At 63.9% G+C, this 14,617-nt stretch carries 17 protein-coding genes; 5 read left to right on the forward strand and 12 right to left on the reverse strand.

What is annotated here, in order from left to right:
• Nucleotides 1-42: 42 nt before the first annotated feature.
• Nucleotides 43-819 (forward strand): AraC family transcriptional regulator, encoded by a 777-nt coding sequence (locus BLS75_RS13570; protein WP_011059750.1) that lies wholly within the window; start codon nt 43-45, stop codon nt 817-819.
• Between the two features lie 7 nt (nt 820-826).
• On the opposite strand, the gene BLS75_RS13575 is transcribed toward BLS75_RS13570, so the two are convergent.
• Nucleotides 827-1,600 (reverse strand): GNAT family N-acetyltransferase, encoded by a 774-nt coding sequence (locus BLS75_RS13575; protein ID WP_072451068.1) that lies wholly within the window; start codon nt 1,598-1,600, stop codon nt 827-829.
• Nucleotides 1,601-1,801: 201 nt separating this feature from the next.
• Between BLS75_RS13575 and BLS75_RS13580 the strand changes: the two genes are divergently transcribed.
• Nucleotides 1,802-2,212 (forward strand): low affinity iron permease family protein, encoded by a 411-nt coding sequence (locus BLS75_RS13580; RefSeq protein WP_072451069.1) that lies wholly within the window; start codon nt 1,802-1,804, stop codon nt 2,210-2,212.
• A gap of 38 nt (nt 2,213-2,250) precedes the next feature.
• On the opposite strand, the gene BLS75_RS13585 is transcribed toward BLS75_RS13580, so the two are convergent.
• The 7 genes from BLS75_RS13585 to yiaY form a co-directional block, all read right to left on the reverse strand.
• Nucleotides 2,251-3,159: an SDR family oxidoreductase gene (locus BLS75_RS13585; protein WP_072451070.1), complete on the reverse strand. Its 909-nt coding sequence runs from the start codon at nt 3,157-3,159 to the stop codon at nt 2,251-2,253.
• Between the two features lie 43 nt (nt 3,160-3,202).
• Nucleotides 3,203-3,733, reverse strand: a complete 531-nt coding sequence (locus BLS75_RS13590; protein ID WP_072451071.1) for a DUF4142 domain-containing protein — start codon at nt 3,731-3,733, stop codon at nt 3,203-3,205.
• A gap of 159 nt (nt 3,734-3,892) precedes the next feature.
• Nucleotides 3,893-5,242, reverse strand: coding sequence for a sensor domain-containing protein (locus BLS75_RS13595; protein ID WP_011059745.1), 1,350 nt, complete (start codon nt 5,240-5,242; stop codon nt 3,893-3,895).
• Nucleotides 5,243-5,346: 104 nt separating this feature from the next.
• Complete coding sequence (locus BLS75_RS13600) at nt 5,347-5,985, reverse strand: LysE family translocator (RefSeq protein WP_072451072.1); 639 nt, start codon at nt 5,983-5,985, stop codon at nt 5,347-5,349.
• Between the two features lie 239 nt (nt 5,986-6,224).
• Nucleotides 6,225-6,956, reverse strand: coding sequence for a PA3715 family protein (locus tag BLS75_RS13605; RefSeq protein WP_072451073.1), 732 nt, complete (start codon nt 6,954-6,956; stop codon nt 6,225-6,227).
• Nucleotides 6,957-6,981: 25 nt separating this feature from the next.
• Nucleotides 6,982-7,719, reverse strand: a complete 738-nt coding sequence (locus BLS75_RS13610) for a PA3715 family protein (protein WP_053149500.1) — start codon at nt 7,717-7,719, stop codon at nt 6,982-6,984.
• Between the two features lie 158 nt (nt 7,720-7,877).
• Entirely contained in the window at nt 7,878-9,026 is a 1,149-nt protein-coding gene (gene yiaY, locus BLS75_RS13615) for an L-threonine dehydrogenase (protein WP_011059741.1), read from the reverse strand.
• Between the two features lie 158 nt (nt 9,027-9,184).
• Between yiaY and BLS75_RS13620 the strand changes: the two genes are divergently transcribed.
• Nucleotides 9,185-10,204, forward strand: coding sequence for a DUF4917 family protein (locus tag BLS75_RS13620; protein WP_072451353.1), 1,020 nt, complete (start codon nt 9,185-9,187; stop codon nt 10,202-10,204).
• A gap of 109 nt (nt 10,205-10,313) precedes the next feature.
• Here BLS75_RS13620 and BLS75_RS13625 read toward each other — a convergent pair whose 3' ends face one another.
• A complete protein-coding gene (locus BLS75_RS13625; RefSeq protein ID WP_072451074.1) occupies nt 10,314-10,856 on the reverse strand; it encodes a helix-turn-helix domain-containing protein in 543 nt (180 codons plus the stop codon).
• Between the two features lie 161 nt (nt 10,857-11,017).
• Here BLS75_RS13625 and BLS75_RS13630 point away from each other — a divergent pair, with 161 nt between their 5' ends.
• Nucleotides 11,018-11,800, forward strand: coding sequence for an aldolase (locus BLS75_RS13630; protein ID WP_011059738.1), 783 nt, complete (start codon nt 11,018-11,020; stop codon nt 11,798-11,800).
• Between the two features lie 31 nt (nt 11,801-11,831).
• Complete coding sequence (locus BLS75_RS13635) at nt 11,832-12,719, forward strand: dihydrodipicolinate synthase family protein (RefSeq protein WP_072451075.1); 888 nt, start codon at nt 11,832-11,834, stop codon at nt 12,717-12,719.
• A gap of 68 nt (nt 12,720-12,787) precedes the next feature.
• Here the strand turns inward: BLS75_RS13635 and BLS75_RS13640 are convergent, their stop codons facing one another.
• The 3 genes from BLS75_RS13640 to BLS75_RS13650 all read right to left on the reverse strand — a co-directional run bounded on the left by BLS75_RS13640 (nt 12,788) and on the right by BLS75_RS13650 (nt 14,576).
• Nucleotides 12,788-13,321 carry a hypothetical protein gene (locus BLS75_RS13640; protein WP_072451076.1) on the reverse strand — a complete coding sequence of 178 codons (534 nt, stop codon included), beginning with the start codon at nt 13,319-13,321 and terminating at the stop codon, nt 12,788-12,790.
• Nucleotides 13,321-13,965: a hypothetical protein gene (locus tag BLS75_RS13645; RefSeq protein ID WP_011059735.1), complete on the reverse strand. Its 645-nt coding sequence runs from the start codon at nt 13,963-13,965 to the stop codon at nt 13,321-13,323. The genes BLS75_RS13640 and BLS75_RS13645 overlap by 1 nt, the downstream gene beginning before the upstream one ends.
• A 272-nt stretch (nt 13,966-14,237) precedes the next feature.
• On the reverse strand, nt 14,238-14,576 hold the full coding sequence (locus tag BLS75_RS13650) for a YegP family protein (protein ID WP_011059734.1): 339 nt from the start codon (nt 14,574-14,576) through the stop codon (nt 14,238-14,240).
• Nucleotides 14,577-14,617 lie beyond the last annotated feature (41 nt).

Consider the following 14,617-nt stretch of genomic DNA (forward strand, 5'->3'; position numbering starts at 1 on the left):
ACCCAGATCCATCCCCCAAGCCCCCATAGAGAGAGGCAGACGATGATCGATGGCGCACAGCTGCACCACTTGCCCCGGGCCATCGCCGCCCATGCACCCCGGGACCTCAATGGCCTGCTGGCCAATATGGCGCCGATCACCCCGCTGCTGGACTGCATCCCCAGCGCGGTGTTCTTCATCAAGGACCTGCAGGCCCGCTACCGAGTGGCGAACCTGACCCTGGCCCAGCGCTGCGGTTTCAAGAATGTGCGGCCCCTGCTGGGCAAGACCTCCGCCGAGGTCTTCCCGGCGGTGCTCGGCCCGGTCTACACCGAGCAGGACCAGCGCGTGCTACGCCAGGGCATCACCATCAAGGGCCAGCTGGAACTGCATCTGTATGGCAGCCGCGAGCCCGGCTGGTGCCTGACCCACAAACTGCCGCTGTACGGGCGTGACGGACAGATCATCGGCATGGCCGGGATCTCCCTGGACCTGCAGGCCGCCCATGACACCCATCCGGCCTATGAACGCCTGGCAGCGGTGGACCGGCATATCCGCGAGCACTACAGCGAGGCCATCCGCCTGGACGACCTGACCCGCATCGCCAGCCTGTCCACTGCCCAGCTGGAGCGCTACTGCAAGCGCATCTTCCACCTCACGCCACGGCAGATGATCCACAAGGTCCGCCTGGAACACGCTTCGCAGTTGCTGCTCACCGAAGAACCCATCACCGAGGTCGCGCTGCAATGCGGCTACACCGACCACAGCGCCTTCAGCCGCCAGTTCAAGGCCCTCACCGGGCTCAGCCCGCGCCAGTTCCGGCAGAACGCTGCCCGCTAGGGCGGGCTCATTCCTGGCAGAAGGTGCGGTAGTCGAACAGCGGTTCGAAGCCGGCCTTGCGGTAGATCGACAGGCCATCGAGGGAGGCTTCCAGCACGCAGGTCCTGGCGCCCCTGGCCCGGGCGAACGCCAGCACCGCTTGAATCAGCGCCGAGGCATAGCCCTGGCCCTGGCAATCCTGCACGGTGCCGATGTCATCCAGGCGCGCCAGCCCCGGCAGCAGCGAGAGAGTCAGGGCACTCACCGGGCGCTCCTCGACATATAGGGTGAAATGGCTCAGGGCCCGGCCCGCCGACAGCGCCGCCCGATGCCGGGCCAGGTACTGCTCGATCCCCCCCTCGCCGGACTCGAATGCACTCTGCACGGGCTGCGCCCAATCCTCCAGGCGCAGGTCGCTACAGCGCACCTGGGCCTGCGCCGCAAGCGCTTGCCGGGGCTCATGGCGCGTCAGATCGAGCACCATGCAGGTGGTCTTGTCCGCCGCCAGCAGATGCTGCTGGTGCAATTGCCCGCTGACCCGGGGCACCAGCGCCTCGGGCACCACCACACAGAACGGCATGCCCGTGCGCTGCAGGAACGCCACGCCTTCGGCCAACGCCCCCGGCTCGTCGACGGCGCGGTCATTCATCATCAACAGGTTCAGGCTGCTGGCTTCGACCCCGGTGCAATAGGCACTCAGGCCACTGCCGAAACGTCGATAGAACTGGGAGATGGAAACGAAGAAATAGTCTTGCGCCTGGTGATACAGGTCGATGACCGAAGCACCGGTACTGGCCGACATAAGCTGCCTCCTTGAGCGTCGTGGCGCCCCATGGGGCACCTGGCCCGGGCCACGTTAAGCCCAGTGCCCCGACAGCTCCAGCACAATCCTGTTTTATTGTGCGAAGGAGTGTTGTGAGGTGTAAGCGGACACTGGAAAAAAGCACTTTCGCCAGAGCCCTGCTGTCACACCTTCAGACACCTCCCCATAAGGAACACGGCCATGAAGTTCTCGAAGATTTCGCAAGCGCTGTCGATGTGGGCCGGCAGCCCGAAAACCTTTCTCGGCGCGCTGTTGCTGATTCTGATCTGGGGGCTCAGCGGGCCGGTGTTTCACTTCAACGACACCTGGCAGTTGATCATCAATACCTCCACCACCATCATCACCTTCCTCATGGTGTTCCTGATCCAGAACACCCAGAACCGCGACAACGACATTCTGCACTTGAAGATCGACGAGCTGCTGCGGGCCACCAAGGCGGCCCACAACGCCATGCTCAGCCTGGACGGGCTGGACCTCAAGCAGCTGGAGCAGATGCGCCGCGAATACCGCGAGATCGGCCAGGGCGGCGATTCCGAGCTGTCCGTCAGCACCTCCAGCCAGCAGGACAAGACCGATCTCAACCAGTGCTGAGATCGGCTCGGCGAAGGCAGGCCCCTGCGCCGATCATCCTAGGGCAGAGGGTTGCCGCCGGTGACCCCGAACACTTCGCCGGTGATGTAGCTCGATTCCTGCGACGCCAATAGCACGTACAGGGGAGCGCATTCGGCCGGCTGCCCCGGACGCTTCATGGGGGTTTGCAGGCCGAACTGCGGGATCTTTTCCCGAGGCTGGCCACCACTGGGTTGCAGTACGGTCCAGATCGGCCCCGGCGCCACGGCGTTGACCCGGATACCCCGCCCGATCACCTGTTTGGCCAGGGCCTTGGTGAAAGCCACGATCGCCGCCTTGGTGGTGGCGTAATCCAGGAGGCTGGCCGAAGGCTGGTAGGACTGGATCGACGCGGTGTTGATCACCGTGGCGCCAGCCGGCATCAGCGGCAAGGCCGCCTGACAGATCCAGAACAAGGCATACACGTTGGTCTTCAAGGTGGCGTCGAACTGAGCGGTGCTGATGTCGGCGATGTCCTCCTGCGCCACCTGCTTGCCCGCCACGTTGACCAGGATGTCCAGCCCACCCAGTTGTTCATGGGCACGGCGCACCAGGTCGCGGCAGAAACGTTCGTCGCTGATATCGCCGGGAAGCGCAACGGCCTTGCGCCCGGCGGCCTTGATCAGCTCTATCACCTGGCGGGCGTCGCGCTCCTCCTCGGGCAGGTAGTTGATGGCGACGTCCGCGCCTTCACGGGCATAGGCAATGGCCGCCGCGCGGCCGATACCCGAATCGCCGCCGGTGATCAGGGCCTTGCGCCCCAGCAACCGGCCAAACCCGTGATAGCTGTGCTCGCCGTGGTCGGGACGGGGGATCATGTCCTGGTCGATGCCCGGCGCCGTTTGCGGCTGGTCGGGAAATTCCGGCTGGGGGTACTGGGTCAGGGGATCCTGCATCGCGTACTGATTGGATACGGATTGAGTCGACATGGTGCTCTCCAACTAAAGGGCAAGGATGGGGCAACGGCGGGGCTCAACCGTCCAGCCGGTCGGACCGGCGCCCGGCCTGCAGGGCCTTGGCCATCTGCAGGTGGTTTTCCAGCTTGGGCAGGGTCTCTTCGGCAAATGCCTTGAGCTCCGGCACCTCGCTGGTCTGCGCCTGCTGCTGGATCTGCTCGATGGCTTCTTCGGTGGCCTTGACCTGGCTGGCGGCGTAGGCACGATCGAAGTCCTCGCCCTCGGTTTCAGGTACGCGGAGCATCAGGCGCTTGGCCTGGTCCATCACCTGGTCCCGGGGGGCGACCGGCAAGTCCAGCTGCTTGGCGATCTTGGCCAGGTGCTGGTTGGCGGTGGTGCGGTCGTTGATCACCTGGATGGTGTATTCCTTGACCGCCTTGGATGAGGTCTGCTGGTGGGCCAGGCGGCTGGCTTCGATATCGGCCATGCCCTTGGCCGAGGCGTCGTCGATGAAATCCGCGGGGGACTGGGCCAGGGCGCTGGTGGCGCCAAGGCCCAGGAGCAGTGCCAGTCCGGCACCGCGCATGACTGTGGCCATGGGGTTCATGAGGTGGCTCTCCGCTTGCAAATTGATCTGCCGGAAGCCATGGCTCCCGTCTGCATAGGGAAAGGTGGGGGGCGCAAAGGTTTAGAAAAACCCTCGCTTGCACGACGAACGGTGAACCCCGGCACGGCCGGGCCAGGGCTTCATCCGGTGCTTGCCGGCTCAGGCGTTGGAGCGGCTTTTCTGTGCCCGCTTGACCGCGTACATGGCTTCGTCGGCGTGCTTGAACAGCTGTTTTTCCTCCAGGCCATGCTCGGGATACAGGCCGATGCCGATGCTCGGCAGGATGTTCAACGAGTGGCCGTCCAGGCGCAGCGGCTCGCCCAGCGTCCGCCGGATCTTCTCCGCTACCCGCTGGGCATCCTCGCTGTGCTGCACGCTCTCCAGCAGGATCACGAACTCGTCGCCACCGATCCGCGCCACGGTGTCGGTTTCCCGCACGCAGCCCTTGAGCCGGTTGGCCACCGCTTGCAGCAGCATGTCCCCCACCGCGTGCCCGCAGGTGTCGTTGACCTCCTTGAACTTGTCCAGGTCGACATACAGCAGGGCCATGCGCCCCGACTCGCGCCGGGCCCGGGCCAGGGCCGAACGCAGGCGCTCGCGCAGCAGTTCGCGGTTGGGCAGGTGAGTCAATTGATCGTATTCGGCCATGTAGTGCAGGCGTGCATGCAGCTGCTTGCGTTCGATGGCCGCGGCCAGCTGCGCGCTGACGTACTGCAAGAGTTCCTGGTCCTGTTCGCTGTAGCTTTCGGTGCCTGGGGCGCTCTTGACCATCAGCACGCCGATGGTGCCCTTTTGCGAATTCAGCGGCACGCCCAGCCAGCAGCGCGAACCCTGGATAGCCGCGAATTCGCTCCAGAGCACCCGGTTCACCGGGCACTCCGGCGCCAGCAGCAAGGGCTGGCCGCATTGCAGCACCTCGACGCAGAAGCGTTCGATCAAGGTGCCCGGCAGTTCCGGGCTGCCTTCGCAGTCATCGACGTGATAGGGAAAACTCAGGCTGGCGCTGCGCTCGTCGTAGAGCGCCAGGGAACAGTTCAGCGCCGGCAGCCATTCGCCGATGATCCGATGCACATGCCGGAACAGCACCAGCAGGTCTTCGGTGGCATGGGCCGCCTCGGAAATCGCGTACAGCGCCGCCTGCCGGGACTCCGCCTGCTTGCGCTCGGTGATGTCGCGGGCCACGGCGATGCGCAACTGATCCACTTCCGACCAGCGCGCCGACCAGAGAATATGCGCCACCCGCCCGTCCTTGCGCACGTAGCGGTTCTCGAAATTCGGCTTGGGCACCCCGCCCATGATTTCCCGGGCGGCCTGCAAGGTACGTTCACGATCGGCCGGGTGCACCAGCTCGATCATCGGGCGGCCGATCAGCTCGTCGGCGGTGTAGCCGAAGACCCGCTCACAAGCGGCGCTGACGAACACGAAGCGACCCTCGACATCCACGGCGCACACGGCGTCCAGGAGCAGGTCGATGAAACTGGCCAGAGGCGCGGAGTTCTTGGTTGCCATCAGAGAAAGCTACTACCCATGAAAAATGCACTGAGTACCCATCCCTTGAGCCCGGTCGCAGGCCGAAGCCTGCAACTGCACACCGTCGCAACCCGCGCGGCGCGTCACGCCTTGTTGCCGACCAACCCTGGCACTGCGTGCAGCAGGGCATTGATCGCGAAACCGATGAACATCACCCCGCAGACCCGGGTGATCGCCAGCTCGTGGCGCTGGTACCAATTGCGTACCTTACGCGCGCCGACGATGCCGATGAGGATAGCGTATGCGCCAAGGCCGCCAAGGAAACTCAGGGCAATCAGCCCCGGCAGCATCGACCAGGTCAACAGCTCCGCGCGGCTGGAGAGCAGCGCGGTGAAGGTTGCCACCGCCACCGGATAAGCCTTGGGATTGGTCAGGCCGAACAGGATCCCGTGCCAGAACGGGTTGCGCGCCGGGCCCTGGGGTTCGTCGCCATCGCGCGGTTTACTGCGGATGGCCCGCAGGCCGAGCCAGAACAGGTACAGGCCGCTGAGCACGCCGAGGATATTGAACGCATCGCTGCCGATCTCCCGGGCCCCGACAATGGCGATCAGCGCCGTGCTGCACCAGACCACGTCGCCCAGCATGTGCCCGCAGAGAAAACCGGCCCCCGCCTGCCGCCCGCGGGACGCGCCGATGCCGAACACCGCCAGCACTCCGGGCCCGGGGGTGATCGCATAAATGAAACCCGAGGCGATAACAGCCAGCAACAGCGATGAGGTCATCAGCAAGACTCCAGGACGATGCGCCTGACAAAAACGCCAGGCACAGGGGGAATGTGGCGGATTCTGCACGAACAAGGCACCTTGCCACCAGCCGCTTTCGTCAGCTGCCACTGTGGAACGGTCTCTCAATCGGCGGAGTAAAAGCGCATTCCCGGGTAAGGATGATCGCGCCAGGCCAGCAATCGCGAGGCCAGATCGCTGACGGCCAGGCTCAGGTGGTTGAGCCCCTTGAGCATGATTCACGCTCCGGTCAAGGTTTTCGCCAAGGGGTAGCGCTGGCCGTCGTAGTGCAAGGTGACACGGCTGTCCCTGGGCGCCAGGTCGCGGCTCTCGCAACCGGCCGGTCCCTTGAAATGCTCGGTGTCGACGATTCGCGTACGCACCAGCAGGTCGGCATGGCCGTTGCGCTGGCCGTTGCCCAGTTCCAGGGTCCGGTGCAGGGTCCGGCTGCGCCCGACACACTCACCGCCCCGGCCGAGCTCAGCGCGGCGCTCATCCACCACCAGCCCTTCGAGCCTCGGCGGAAGGCCCTTGCCATCACGCACGAACAGGGTCAGCACGGTTTTCTCATGGGGGTGGGTGCTTGAGGTACGGCGGTAGGTGGCCCGCAGGCCAAAGGCCCGCTCCTCCTCGCTCAACTGGTAACGCCCGGTATCGATCTGCAACCCCTGCAAGGCCAAGCCATCGGAACGCCGGGCCAGGTCCTTGTTGTAGCTGGCCACGGCCCAGCCGCTGTCGTCGAGCAGCAGCGCCACATCCAGGTTGTAGCGAGGTGCCTTGGCGTTTTCGGCCCCTTGCATCGGCGTTGCTCGAACCCCGATGTTGATGCCGTCTTCCGCCGGCCAGGGTTTGCAGACATGGAGCTCTCCCGGGGAATTGGGGCTGTTGTCGCACTCGGCCAGCGCCATCGTCGCCACGCCCAGCAACGCGCACAGCACCAGCCCGCGGGTCGATTGTTCAAGCAGGTTCATCAAGCTTCCTTATCGCTCGCCGGTATCAGATGCCACTGAAGCCATTGGGCAGGACGTAGCGTTGGCCATCGTAGTGCAGGGTGCTGACCACCGGTTTGGCAGCCACGGAGGTGGACTGGCATTCTTCCCCGACTTTTTTGCTCTGGGTACTGACGCTGACCGAACGCACGATCAGGTCGGCGTAACCGTGGCTGCGGGTCTTGGCGATATCCAGGGTGCGCGTGGTTTTAGTGCCCTCGCCGGCGCACTGGCCATCCCATTCGCCGTTGTAGGAATGGGCCACGAACTTCTCCAGCACCGGGCGCAGGGTACTGCCCTCGCGCACGTAGAGGCTGAGCCAGGTCTGATTGAAGGGGTTGACCCGGGACGAGCCCTCGAACGCGGCCCGGACCCCGAACGCTCGAACCTGAGGCGTCAGTTGGAAGCGCCCGGTATCGAGCTTCACGCTCTCCAGGCGAAAGGCGTCGGAGACAAAGGCGGCAGGCTGCTCATAGCTGGCCAGGGCCTGTCCGCTGCTGCGGTCCAGCACTGCCAGTTGCAGGTTGTAGGTGCCGTCATCGGTGCCGGTGTCGCTGGGGTCCGGAACCTGCTCGGACAGCAGGCTGATGCTCTGGTCGGCAAAGGCCGGCCAGTCCTTGCACAGGGAAAAGCCCGGGACTTCGGCATTGCGTGGCGGCGGCAGGCACTGGGCGGCGGCGGATGTGGCACCGGCCAGCAGGGCCAGGCTGCCCAGAAGCGGGGCCAGGGAAGAGCAACGGATCATTCACGACTCCTTGTGACAGGCGGATAGAGCGCCATTTCAGGTCGCACTATCCTCCGCGGCGCGGGCGCTTTCAACGCCGGGAGCAGTTGCTCGGGAGTCTGTGGTGCCGGGCGTGCGGATGAACCCTTCGCTGGCTTGCCAGCGAAGGGTCCCGTCCCTCAGAACGCGTTGCGGAAAATCTCCTCGATCTGCCGCTGATCCGCCGGACGCGGGTTGGTCAGGCCGCAGGCGTCCTTGAGGGCATTGGCCGCCAATAGCGGAATGTCCTGCAACTTGGCGCCCAACTCGCGCAAACCGGCGGGAATCTCCACATCACGGGCCAGGGTGCGGATCGCCGCGATGGCCGCCTGGGCGCCCTCTTCCGGGCTGAAACCGCGAATGTCCGCGCCCAGCGCGTGGGCCACATCGGTCAGGCGCTGGGCGCATACCGTGGCGTTGAAGCTCTGCACATGGGGCAACAGCACCGCGTTGCACACGCCATGGGGCAGATCGTAGAAGCCGCCCAGCTGGTGGGCCATGGCGTGCACGAAACCCAGGGACGCATTGTTGAATGCCATGCCGGCGAGGAACTGCGCATAGGCCATGTTCTCCCGTGCCAGCAGATCGTTGCCGTCGTGCACCGCCTGGCGCAGGTTGGCGCTGATCATTTCCACGGCCTTCAGGGCGCAGGCGTCGGTGATGGGGTTGGCGGCGGTGGACACATAGGCTTCCACCGCGTGGGTCAGGGCATCCATGCCGGTGGCGGCGGTCAGGCCCTTGGGCATCGCCACCATCAGTGCCGGATCGTTCACCGACAGCAACGGCGTGACGTTGCGGTCGACGATGGCCATTTTCACGTGGCGCGATTCGTCGGTGATGATGCAGAAACGGGTCATTTCGCTGGCAGTGCCGGCGGTGGTGTTGATGGCGATCAAGGGCAGTTGCGGCTTGGCCGACTGGTCGACGCCTTCGTAATCGCGGATCTGCCCGCCATTGGTGGCACACAGGGCAATGCCCTTGGCGCAGTCATGGGGCGATCCGCCGCCCAGGGAGATGACGAAATCGCACTGTGCCTGCTGCAATTGCGCCAGGCCCTGCTCGACGTTGGCAATGCTCGGGTTGGGCTTGGCACCGTCGAAGATCACCGAATCGATGTCCTGCATGGCCAGCTTCTCGGCCACCATGCTGGCCACGCCAGCCTTGGCCAGGCCCGTGTCAGTGACGATCAGCGCCTTGCGAAATCCATAGTTGCGGATGGCGCTCATGGCCTCGTCGAGACAGCCGATGCCCATGATGTTCACGGCTGGAATGAAAAAGGTGCTGCTCATCAGAAGGTCTCCCGGCGAATGCCGATTTCACGGTGTCGATGCAATGTTTGCCAAACAGGATCGACCGATCGGTCACCGGCGTTGTTGATCTGGCTCAAGGGTCGGTCGTGATAAAGTCGCCAGCCGAAATACCTCCAGCCTTGAGACCGATGACCGCGATGATGGATTTCCAGGAATTTGATGCCGAACTTGAAGACTGGAACGCCCTGGGTGCCAGCACACCGTTCAGTGGCCTGCTGATCGGCAACGGCGCCAGCCGTGCCGTGTGGGAAGACTTTGCCTACGACTCACTGTTCGAAAACGCTCGCACAGTGGAAGAAAAACCCCTCAGCCAGTCCGAGCTCAGCGTATTCGAGGCCCTGCAGACCCGCAGTTTCGAGCAGGTACTGGGCGCCCTGAAAACCACCAGCCGAGTCAACAAGGCCCTGGCAGTCAGCTCGGCGGCGCCGCGCAATCGCTACTACGCCATCAAGGAAGCGCTGATCAACACCGTGCACGCGGTGCACATTCCCTGGCGCCTGGTCCAGGAGCAGAGCCTGGCGGCGATCAACCAGGAACTGCGGCGCTATCCCACGGTGTTCACCAGCAACTATGACCTGCTCAACTACTGGGCCGTGCAACAGGACAGCCAAGGCATCGACGACCTGTTCCACGGTGCCGATCCGGCCTTCGAACTGGGCAGCGCCCCTAGCGCCCCGACCCGCATCCTCTACCTGCATGGCGGCCTGCACCTGGTGCGCAACCTGGACGGCAGCGCGCGCAAGCTGACCTCCACCGAAGGCACCCTGCTGGGCAGCTTCGCCATCAACAACACCCTCAAGACCCTGGACGACGTGCCGCTGTTCGTCAGCGAGGGGCCGCTGGCGGACAAGCTCAAGACCATCCGCAGCTCGGATTACCTGTCGCTCTGCTACCAGCAGTTGCTGGATCACAGCGGCGCGCTGTGCATCTTCGGCCACAACCTGGGGCCCCAGGACAGCCACCTGGTCCAGGCGATCCGCCAGTCGGCGACCCAGACCCTGGCGATCTCCATCTACCCGCGCAGCGCGGCGTTCATCCAGCACCAGAAACGCCACTACGCCAAGCTGTTCGAAGGCCTGGACCTGAGTCTGCGTTTCTTCGACTCCAAGACCCACGCCCTGGGCAACCCGGCCCTGTCGGTGCCCGTGGAGCGCTGAGCACTCCCGCCCTGTAGGAGCTGGCTTGCCAGCGAAGACGTCCGCCGGGGCGATGCATGTCTTGGTGCCTATTCGCCAACCAGCCGGCTCCTGGCGGCGCTGAACGCCTTCAGTCCTCGCTGCTGTGCACCACCACCAGCAACTGCGCCTGCTCGTCCCCCACGGAACGGATGCGGTGGGGTTTCTGCGCATTGAAGTGCAGTGCATCGCCACGGTTGAGAATCACCCGTTCGTTCATGAAGTCCACTTCCACCTGGCCTTCATGGACAAACAGGAACTCCTCCCCCAGGTGTTCCTTGAAGGTCTTGTCACTGAACTCTTTGGCCGGATAGATGATGAACGGCAGCAGATTGCGTTCACTGACCTGATGGGCCAGCACCGCATAACCCGGGACCTGCCCATTGGCCGCCAGTGACTGGCGCTGGTCGCTGCGCACCAGGCTGTAGCTGTCGAGGCTGATGCTGTCCTCGGCGAACAGTTCCTCGACCTTGACGTTCAGCGCCTTGGCCAGCTTCAACGCGGCAGCGATCGACGGCGTGTTCAGCCCGCGCTCGACTTTCGACAGATAGCTCTTGGTCATCCCGGATTTCTCGGCCAGGGCTTCCAGGGTCACGCCCAGTTTTTTTCTCAGTAATTTCAAACGGATAGACATGTAGAGCGGTTAATCCATCTAGAAAACAACGATTGGCGCTTGCCAATGACACAAAGTGTCATATAGCCTCTTAAGTGTCACCGCGATTCACCCAGCGCCGTCGCAAGCAGCAGGTGAAGCGCAGATCCGACGTCCATTGCACTTCTCAAAGGACCTTCGACATGGCCAAGACATTAGCATTGCCCAAAGACCAACTGGTCAAGCAAGCCCTGACCCAGATGCAAAATACCCTGGCGGATAATACGTGGACCGACCGACAAAAGCTGGCCCTGACCTGCCGCATTCTGTTCGAGAACGGCCACGACTCGGGCCTCGCCGGGCAGATCACCGCCCGCGGCCCGCAACCCGGCACCTACTACACCCAGCAACTGGGCCTGGGCTTCGATGAAATCAGCGCCAGCAACCTGCTGCTGGTCAACGAAGACCTGGAGGTCCTCGAAGGCCACGGCATGCCCAACCCGGCCAACCGCTTCCACAGCTGGGTGTACCGCGCCCGGCCGGACGTGAACTGCATCATCCACACCCACCCGACCCACGTCGCCGCGCTGTCGATGATCGAAGTGCCGCTTGCGGTGTCGCACATGGACCTCTGCCCACTGTACGAGGACTGCGCCTTTCTCGAAGCCTGGCCAGGGGTGCCGGTGGGCAACGAAGAAGGCGAAATCATCTCCGCCGCCCTGGGCGACAAGCGCGCGATCCTGCTTTCCCACCACGGCCAGCTGTCCACCGGCGCGAGCATCGAGGAAGCCTGCGTGATCGCTCAACTGATCGAGCGTGCGGCCAAGCTGCAACTGCTGGCCATGGCCGCCGGCACCATCAAGCCGATCCTCCCGGAGCTGGGCCGCGAAGCCCACGACTGGATTTCCAAGCCCAAGCGCCACAGCGCCGCCTTCAACTACTACGCTCGGCAAAACCTGAAAAAACACGCCGACTGCCTGAACTGATCCACCCCTTATGCCTTGCAGGAGTTGCACCATGCCTACTACCCAGATCCACGGCATCATCGGCTACACCGTCACCCCCTTCGGCCCCAACGGCGAAGGCCTGGACCTGGACGCCCTCGGGCGTTCCATCGACCGCATGATCGACGCGGGCGTCCACGCCATCGCCCCCCTGGGCAGCACCGGCGAAGGCGCCTACCTGAGCGACGCCGAATGGGACCAGGTCAGCGAGTTCAGCATCCGCCACGTGGCCAAGCGCGTGCCGACCATCGTCAGCGTCTCCGACCTGACCACCGCCAAGGCCATCCGCCGCGCGCGTTTTGCCGAAGCCAAGGGCGCCGACGTGGTGATGGTGCTGCCCGCCTCCTACTGGAAGCTCAGCGAAGCCGAGATCCTCGCTCACTACCAGGCCATCGGCGCCAGCATCGGCGTGCCGATCATGCTCTACAACAACCCGGCCACCAGCGGCACCGACATGTCGGTGGAACTGATCCTGAAGATCTTCCACGCCGTGGAAAACGTCACCCTGGTCAAGGAAAGCACCGGCGACATCCAGCGCATGCACAAGCTGCAACTGCTGGGCGAAGGCCAAGTGCCGTTCTACAACGGCTGCAACCCGCTGGCCCTGGAAGCTTTCGCTGCCGGTGCCAGTGGCTGGTGCACAGCGGCGGCGAACCTGATCCCGCAGCTCAATCTCGACCTCTATCAGGCCGTGCTGAGCAACGACCTGGCCCGCGCCCGGGCGCTGTTCTACCGCCAGTTGCCGCTGCTGGACTTCATCCTCAAGGGCGGTTTGCCGGCCACGGTCAAGGCCGGGCTGGAACTCACCGGGCTGCCCACCGGGGAGCCGCGCAAGCCGGTATTCGCGCTGAACGAGGGCGCTCGCCAACAGTTGCAGACGCTGCTGCAGAGCCTGGGTTGATTTCCTGAAAAAAAGCCCGGACGGCTGACACCGTCCGGGCTTTGGCATGTGCCGCGTCCAAGCGTGGCTCAGTGACTGTCCAGCGCCACCGGGGCCTGGGCCTTGAACTGCGGGTCCTGCAGCATCTGCGCAATGAAGTCGTCGGTGATGCGCCGCACATGCTGGTATTGGCCGCCATCAGTGTTGGCCCAACCACGCCAGGAGCGGGTCTGATTACTGACCCGATACTTGGCCACCTCCTGGTCACCGCGGCTGACATGGAACATCACCTGGCTATCCCAAGTGGTCCGGCCCGGCACGATAAACAAGGTCATGGCACTGAGCAGCCCCATGGGAATGTTCTGCCAGCCGAAGTAATCACTGTTGGCCATCACGATCACGTTGTAGCCATCGGCACTGAACCCCGGCTGCACCTGCTCGAAGGTGCCGCGACGACGCAGTTCGTCACGGATCAGGCCGGCAGGGATGGCCCCCATCACACTGACGCTGATCGCCGGTAGCCGCTGCTGATAATCCACCTCGGCCCGCTTGAGACTGTGGCTGGTCTGGCAACCGCCAAGCCCCAGCATCAGCACCATCAAAAACCACAATTGACTACGCATTACAGATCCCCCGACAGCATGGCCTTGAGCATCGACGACTTGGGCCCCTGCTCCCTGACGATCAACGACGTGACCTCCTCCATTTTCTCCAGATCGACCCGTTGCAGGTTCGGCACCTGCGGGTATTTGGCGCGCACCAGGGCGGCGTCGCGCTCCAGGTGGTCGCTGTGCAGAAACACGCACTTGGCCCCCGACGCCGACAGGCAGCCGGCGCGAAAATCACCCAGGTAATAAGCCTTGCCGGCTTCCAGTTCCAAGGGGATGGAGAAATCTTCGCGGCTCCAGGCGGTGGCGTTACCGCGGTCGAAGTGCAGGTTGTAGATCTCGTAGCGCCCGGGTTTGAGCGGCATCACGAACAGGCTGCCGATGCCGTGCCAGGTCTCGCGCACATCCCGTGGCGTGCGGCCGTAGATCTGGTTGTACAAGCGCGCCGAGGCGAACCCGTCACCGCCGCGCGGGCGAATCAGCAGCATTTGTTCGTTGGCGGTGTGCACCGCCTTCGGCCAGATGCCGACCACCCCCACCACATAGGCCACCCCCGACTGCGAGTCGGGGCGCATGCTCTCGGCAACTTTCGTGGACGACAGGCTGTAGCAACCGCTCAACGCCAGCAGCGCGGCGAGTAATACGAGAGGGCGAATCATGAGGTCGCAGATCCCTTGGACAATGATTGATAACGTCAACCAGAGTGCCAAGCCTGCCGAGCGCCCGGTGACGGGCGCGGAGGATAAAACAAATGATGGCATTGCGCCATAATCCAGTCGCCAATTGGCTGGCGGCCTGCCAGATCACAATACGCTGCCCTCGCCCGGCCTCCAGGCAAATGCCAGGTGCTTGTGAAAACCCGCTGACAGCACAAAGCCCGAACGCTGCTTGGGTTCGGGCCTGGTGCTGTCGAGGGTGAGTGAAGCCGGGCCTAAACGGACGTCAGGTCCTTGATGTTGTGGCTGGGGCCGTTGGCCTTGACGCTGGCGATGCCCTTTTCCCGGGCCGCTTCCGAGGAATAGGTTTCACTGTTGCCGATGATCTGGTGGTTGGCCGCCTTGAGGTTGAAATAGGGTTTGCCATCCTTGGCGCTCTTGCGCTCGTAGCGCTCTTCCAGGGGACTGTTGGCCTGCACCGAGGCGATGCCGTTCTCGGCTGCGGCGCGTGTGGTGTACTGCTCGCTGCTGAGAATGACCTCGGCATTGGCCGCCTTGAGCACGAAGCGAAACTGGCCGTTGCTGCTTTTCTTCAACTCATACCATCCGGACATGCTGTAGCTCCTAGGGTGATCGATGGGCGTTGCGCCTTGAG

Origin of the sequence: Pseudomonas sp. NFPP12 (assembly GCF_900103205.1) — a bacterium.
Taxonomy (GTDB): Bacteria; Pseudomonadota; Gammaproteobacteria; order Pseudomonadales; family Pseudomonadaceae; genus Aquipseudomonas; species Aquipseudomonas protegens.

Bases quoted from the DNA above. Each gene is read 5' to 3' on its own strand.
- BLS75_RS13570 (WP_011059750.1), top strand. From the start codon at position 43: ATGATCGATGGCGCACAGCTGCACCACTTGCCCCGGGCCATCGCCGCC.
- BLS75_RS13575 (WP_072451068.1), bottom strand. From the start codon at position 1,600: ATGTCGGCCAGTACCGGTGCTTCGGTCATCGACCTGTATCACCAGGCG.
- BLS75_RS13580 (WP_072451069.1), top strand. From the start codon at position 1,802: ATGAAGTTCTCGAAGATTTCGCAAGCGCTGTCGATGTGGGCCGGCAGC.
- BLS75_RS13585 (WP_072451070.1), bottom strand. From the start codon at position 3,159: ATGTCGACTCAATCCGTATCCAATCAGTACGCGATGCAGGATCCCCTG.
- BLS75_RS13590 (WP_072451071.1), bottom strand. From the start codon at position 3,733: ATGAACCCCATGGCCACAGTCATGCGCGGTGCCGGACTGGCACTGCTC.
- BLS75_RS13595 (WP_011059745.1), bottom strand. From the start codon at position 5,242: ATGGCAACCAAGAACTCCGCGCCTCTGGCCAGTTTCATCGACCTGCTC.
- BLS75_RS13600 (WP_072451072.1), bottom strand. From the start codon at position 5,985: ATGACCTCATCGCTGTTGCTGGCTGTTATCGCCTCGGGTTTCATTTAT.
- BLS75_RS13605 (WP_072451073.1), bottom strand. From the start codon at position 6,956: ATGAACCTGCTTGAACAATCGACCCGCGGGCTGGTGCTGTGCGCGTTG.
- BLS75_RS13610 (WP_053149500.1), bottom strand. From the start codon at position 7,719: ATGATCCGTTGCTCTTCCCTGGCCCCGCTTCTGGGCAGCCTGGCCCTG.
- yiaY (WP_011059741.1), bottom strand. From the start codon at position 9,026: ATGAGCAGCACCTTTTTCATTCCAGCCGTGAACATCATGGGCATCGGC.
- BLS75_RS13620 (WP_072451353.1), top strand. From the start codon at position 9,185: ATGATGGATTTCCAGGAATTTGATGCCGAACTTGAAGACTGGAACGCC.
- BLS75_RS13625 (WP_072451074.1), bottom strand. From the start codon at position 10,856: ATGTCTATCCGTTTGAAATTACTGAGAAAAAAACTGGGCGTGACCCTG.
- BLS75_RS13630 (WP_011059738.1), top strand. From the start codon at position 11,018: ATGGCCAAGACATTAGCATTGCCCAAAGACCAACTGGTCAAGCAAGCC.
- BLS75_RS13635 (WP_072451075.1), top strand. From the start codon at position 11,832: ATGCCTACTACCCAGATCCACGGCATCATCGGCTACACCGTCACCCCC.
- BLS75_RS13640 (WP_072451076.1), bottom strand. From the start codon at position 13,321: ATGCGTAGTCAATTGTGGTTTTTGATGGTGCTGATGCTGGGGCTTGGC.
- BLS75_RS13645 (WP_011059735.1), bottom strand. From the start codon at position 13,965: ATGATTCGCCCTCTCGTATTACTCGCCGCGCTGCTGGCGTTGAGCGGT.
- BLS75_RS13650 (WP_011059734.1), bottom strand. From the start codon at position 14,576: ATGTCCGGATGGTATGAGTTGAAGAAAAGCAGCAACGGCCAGTTTCGC.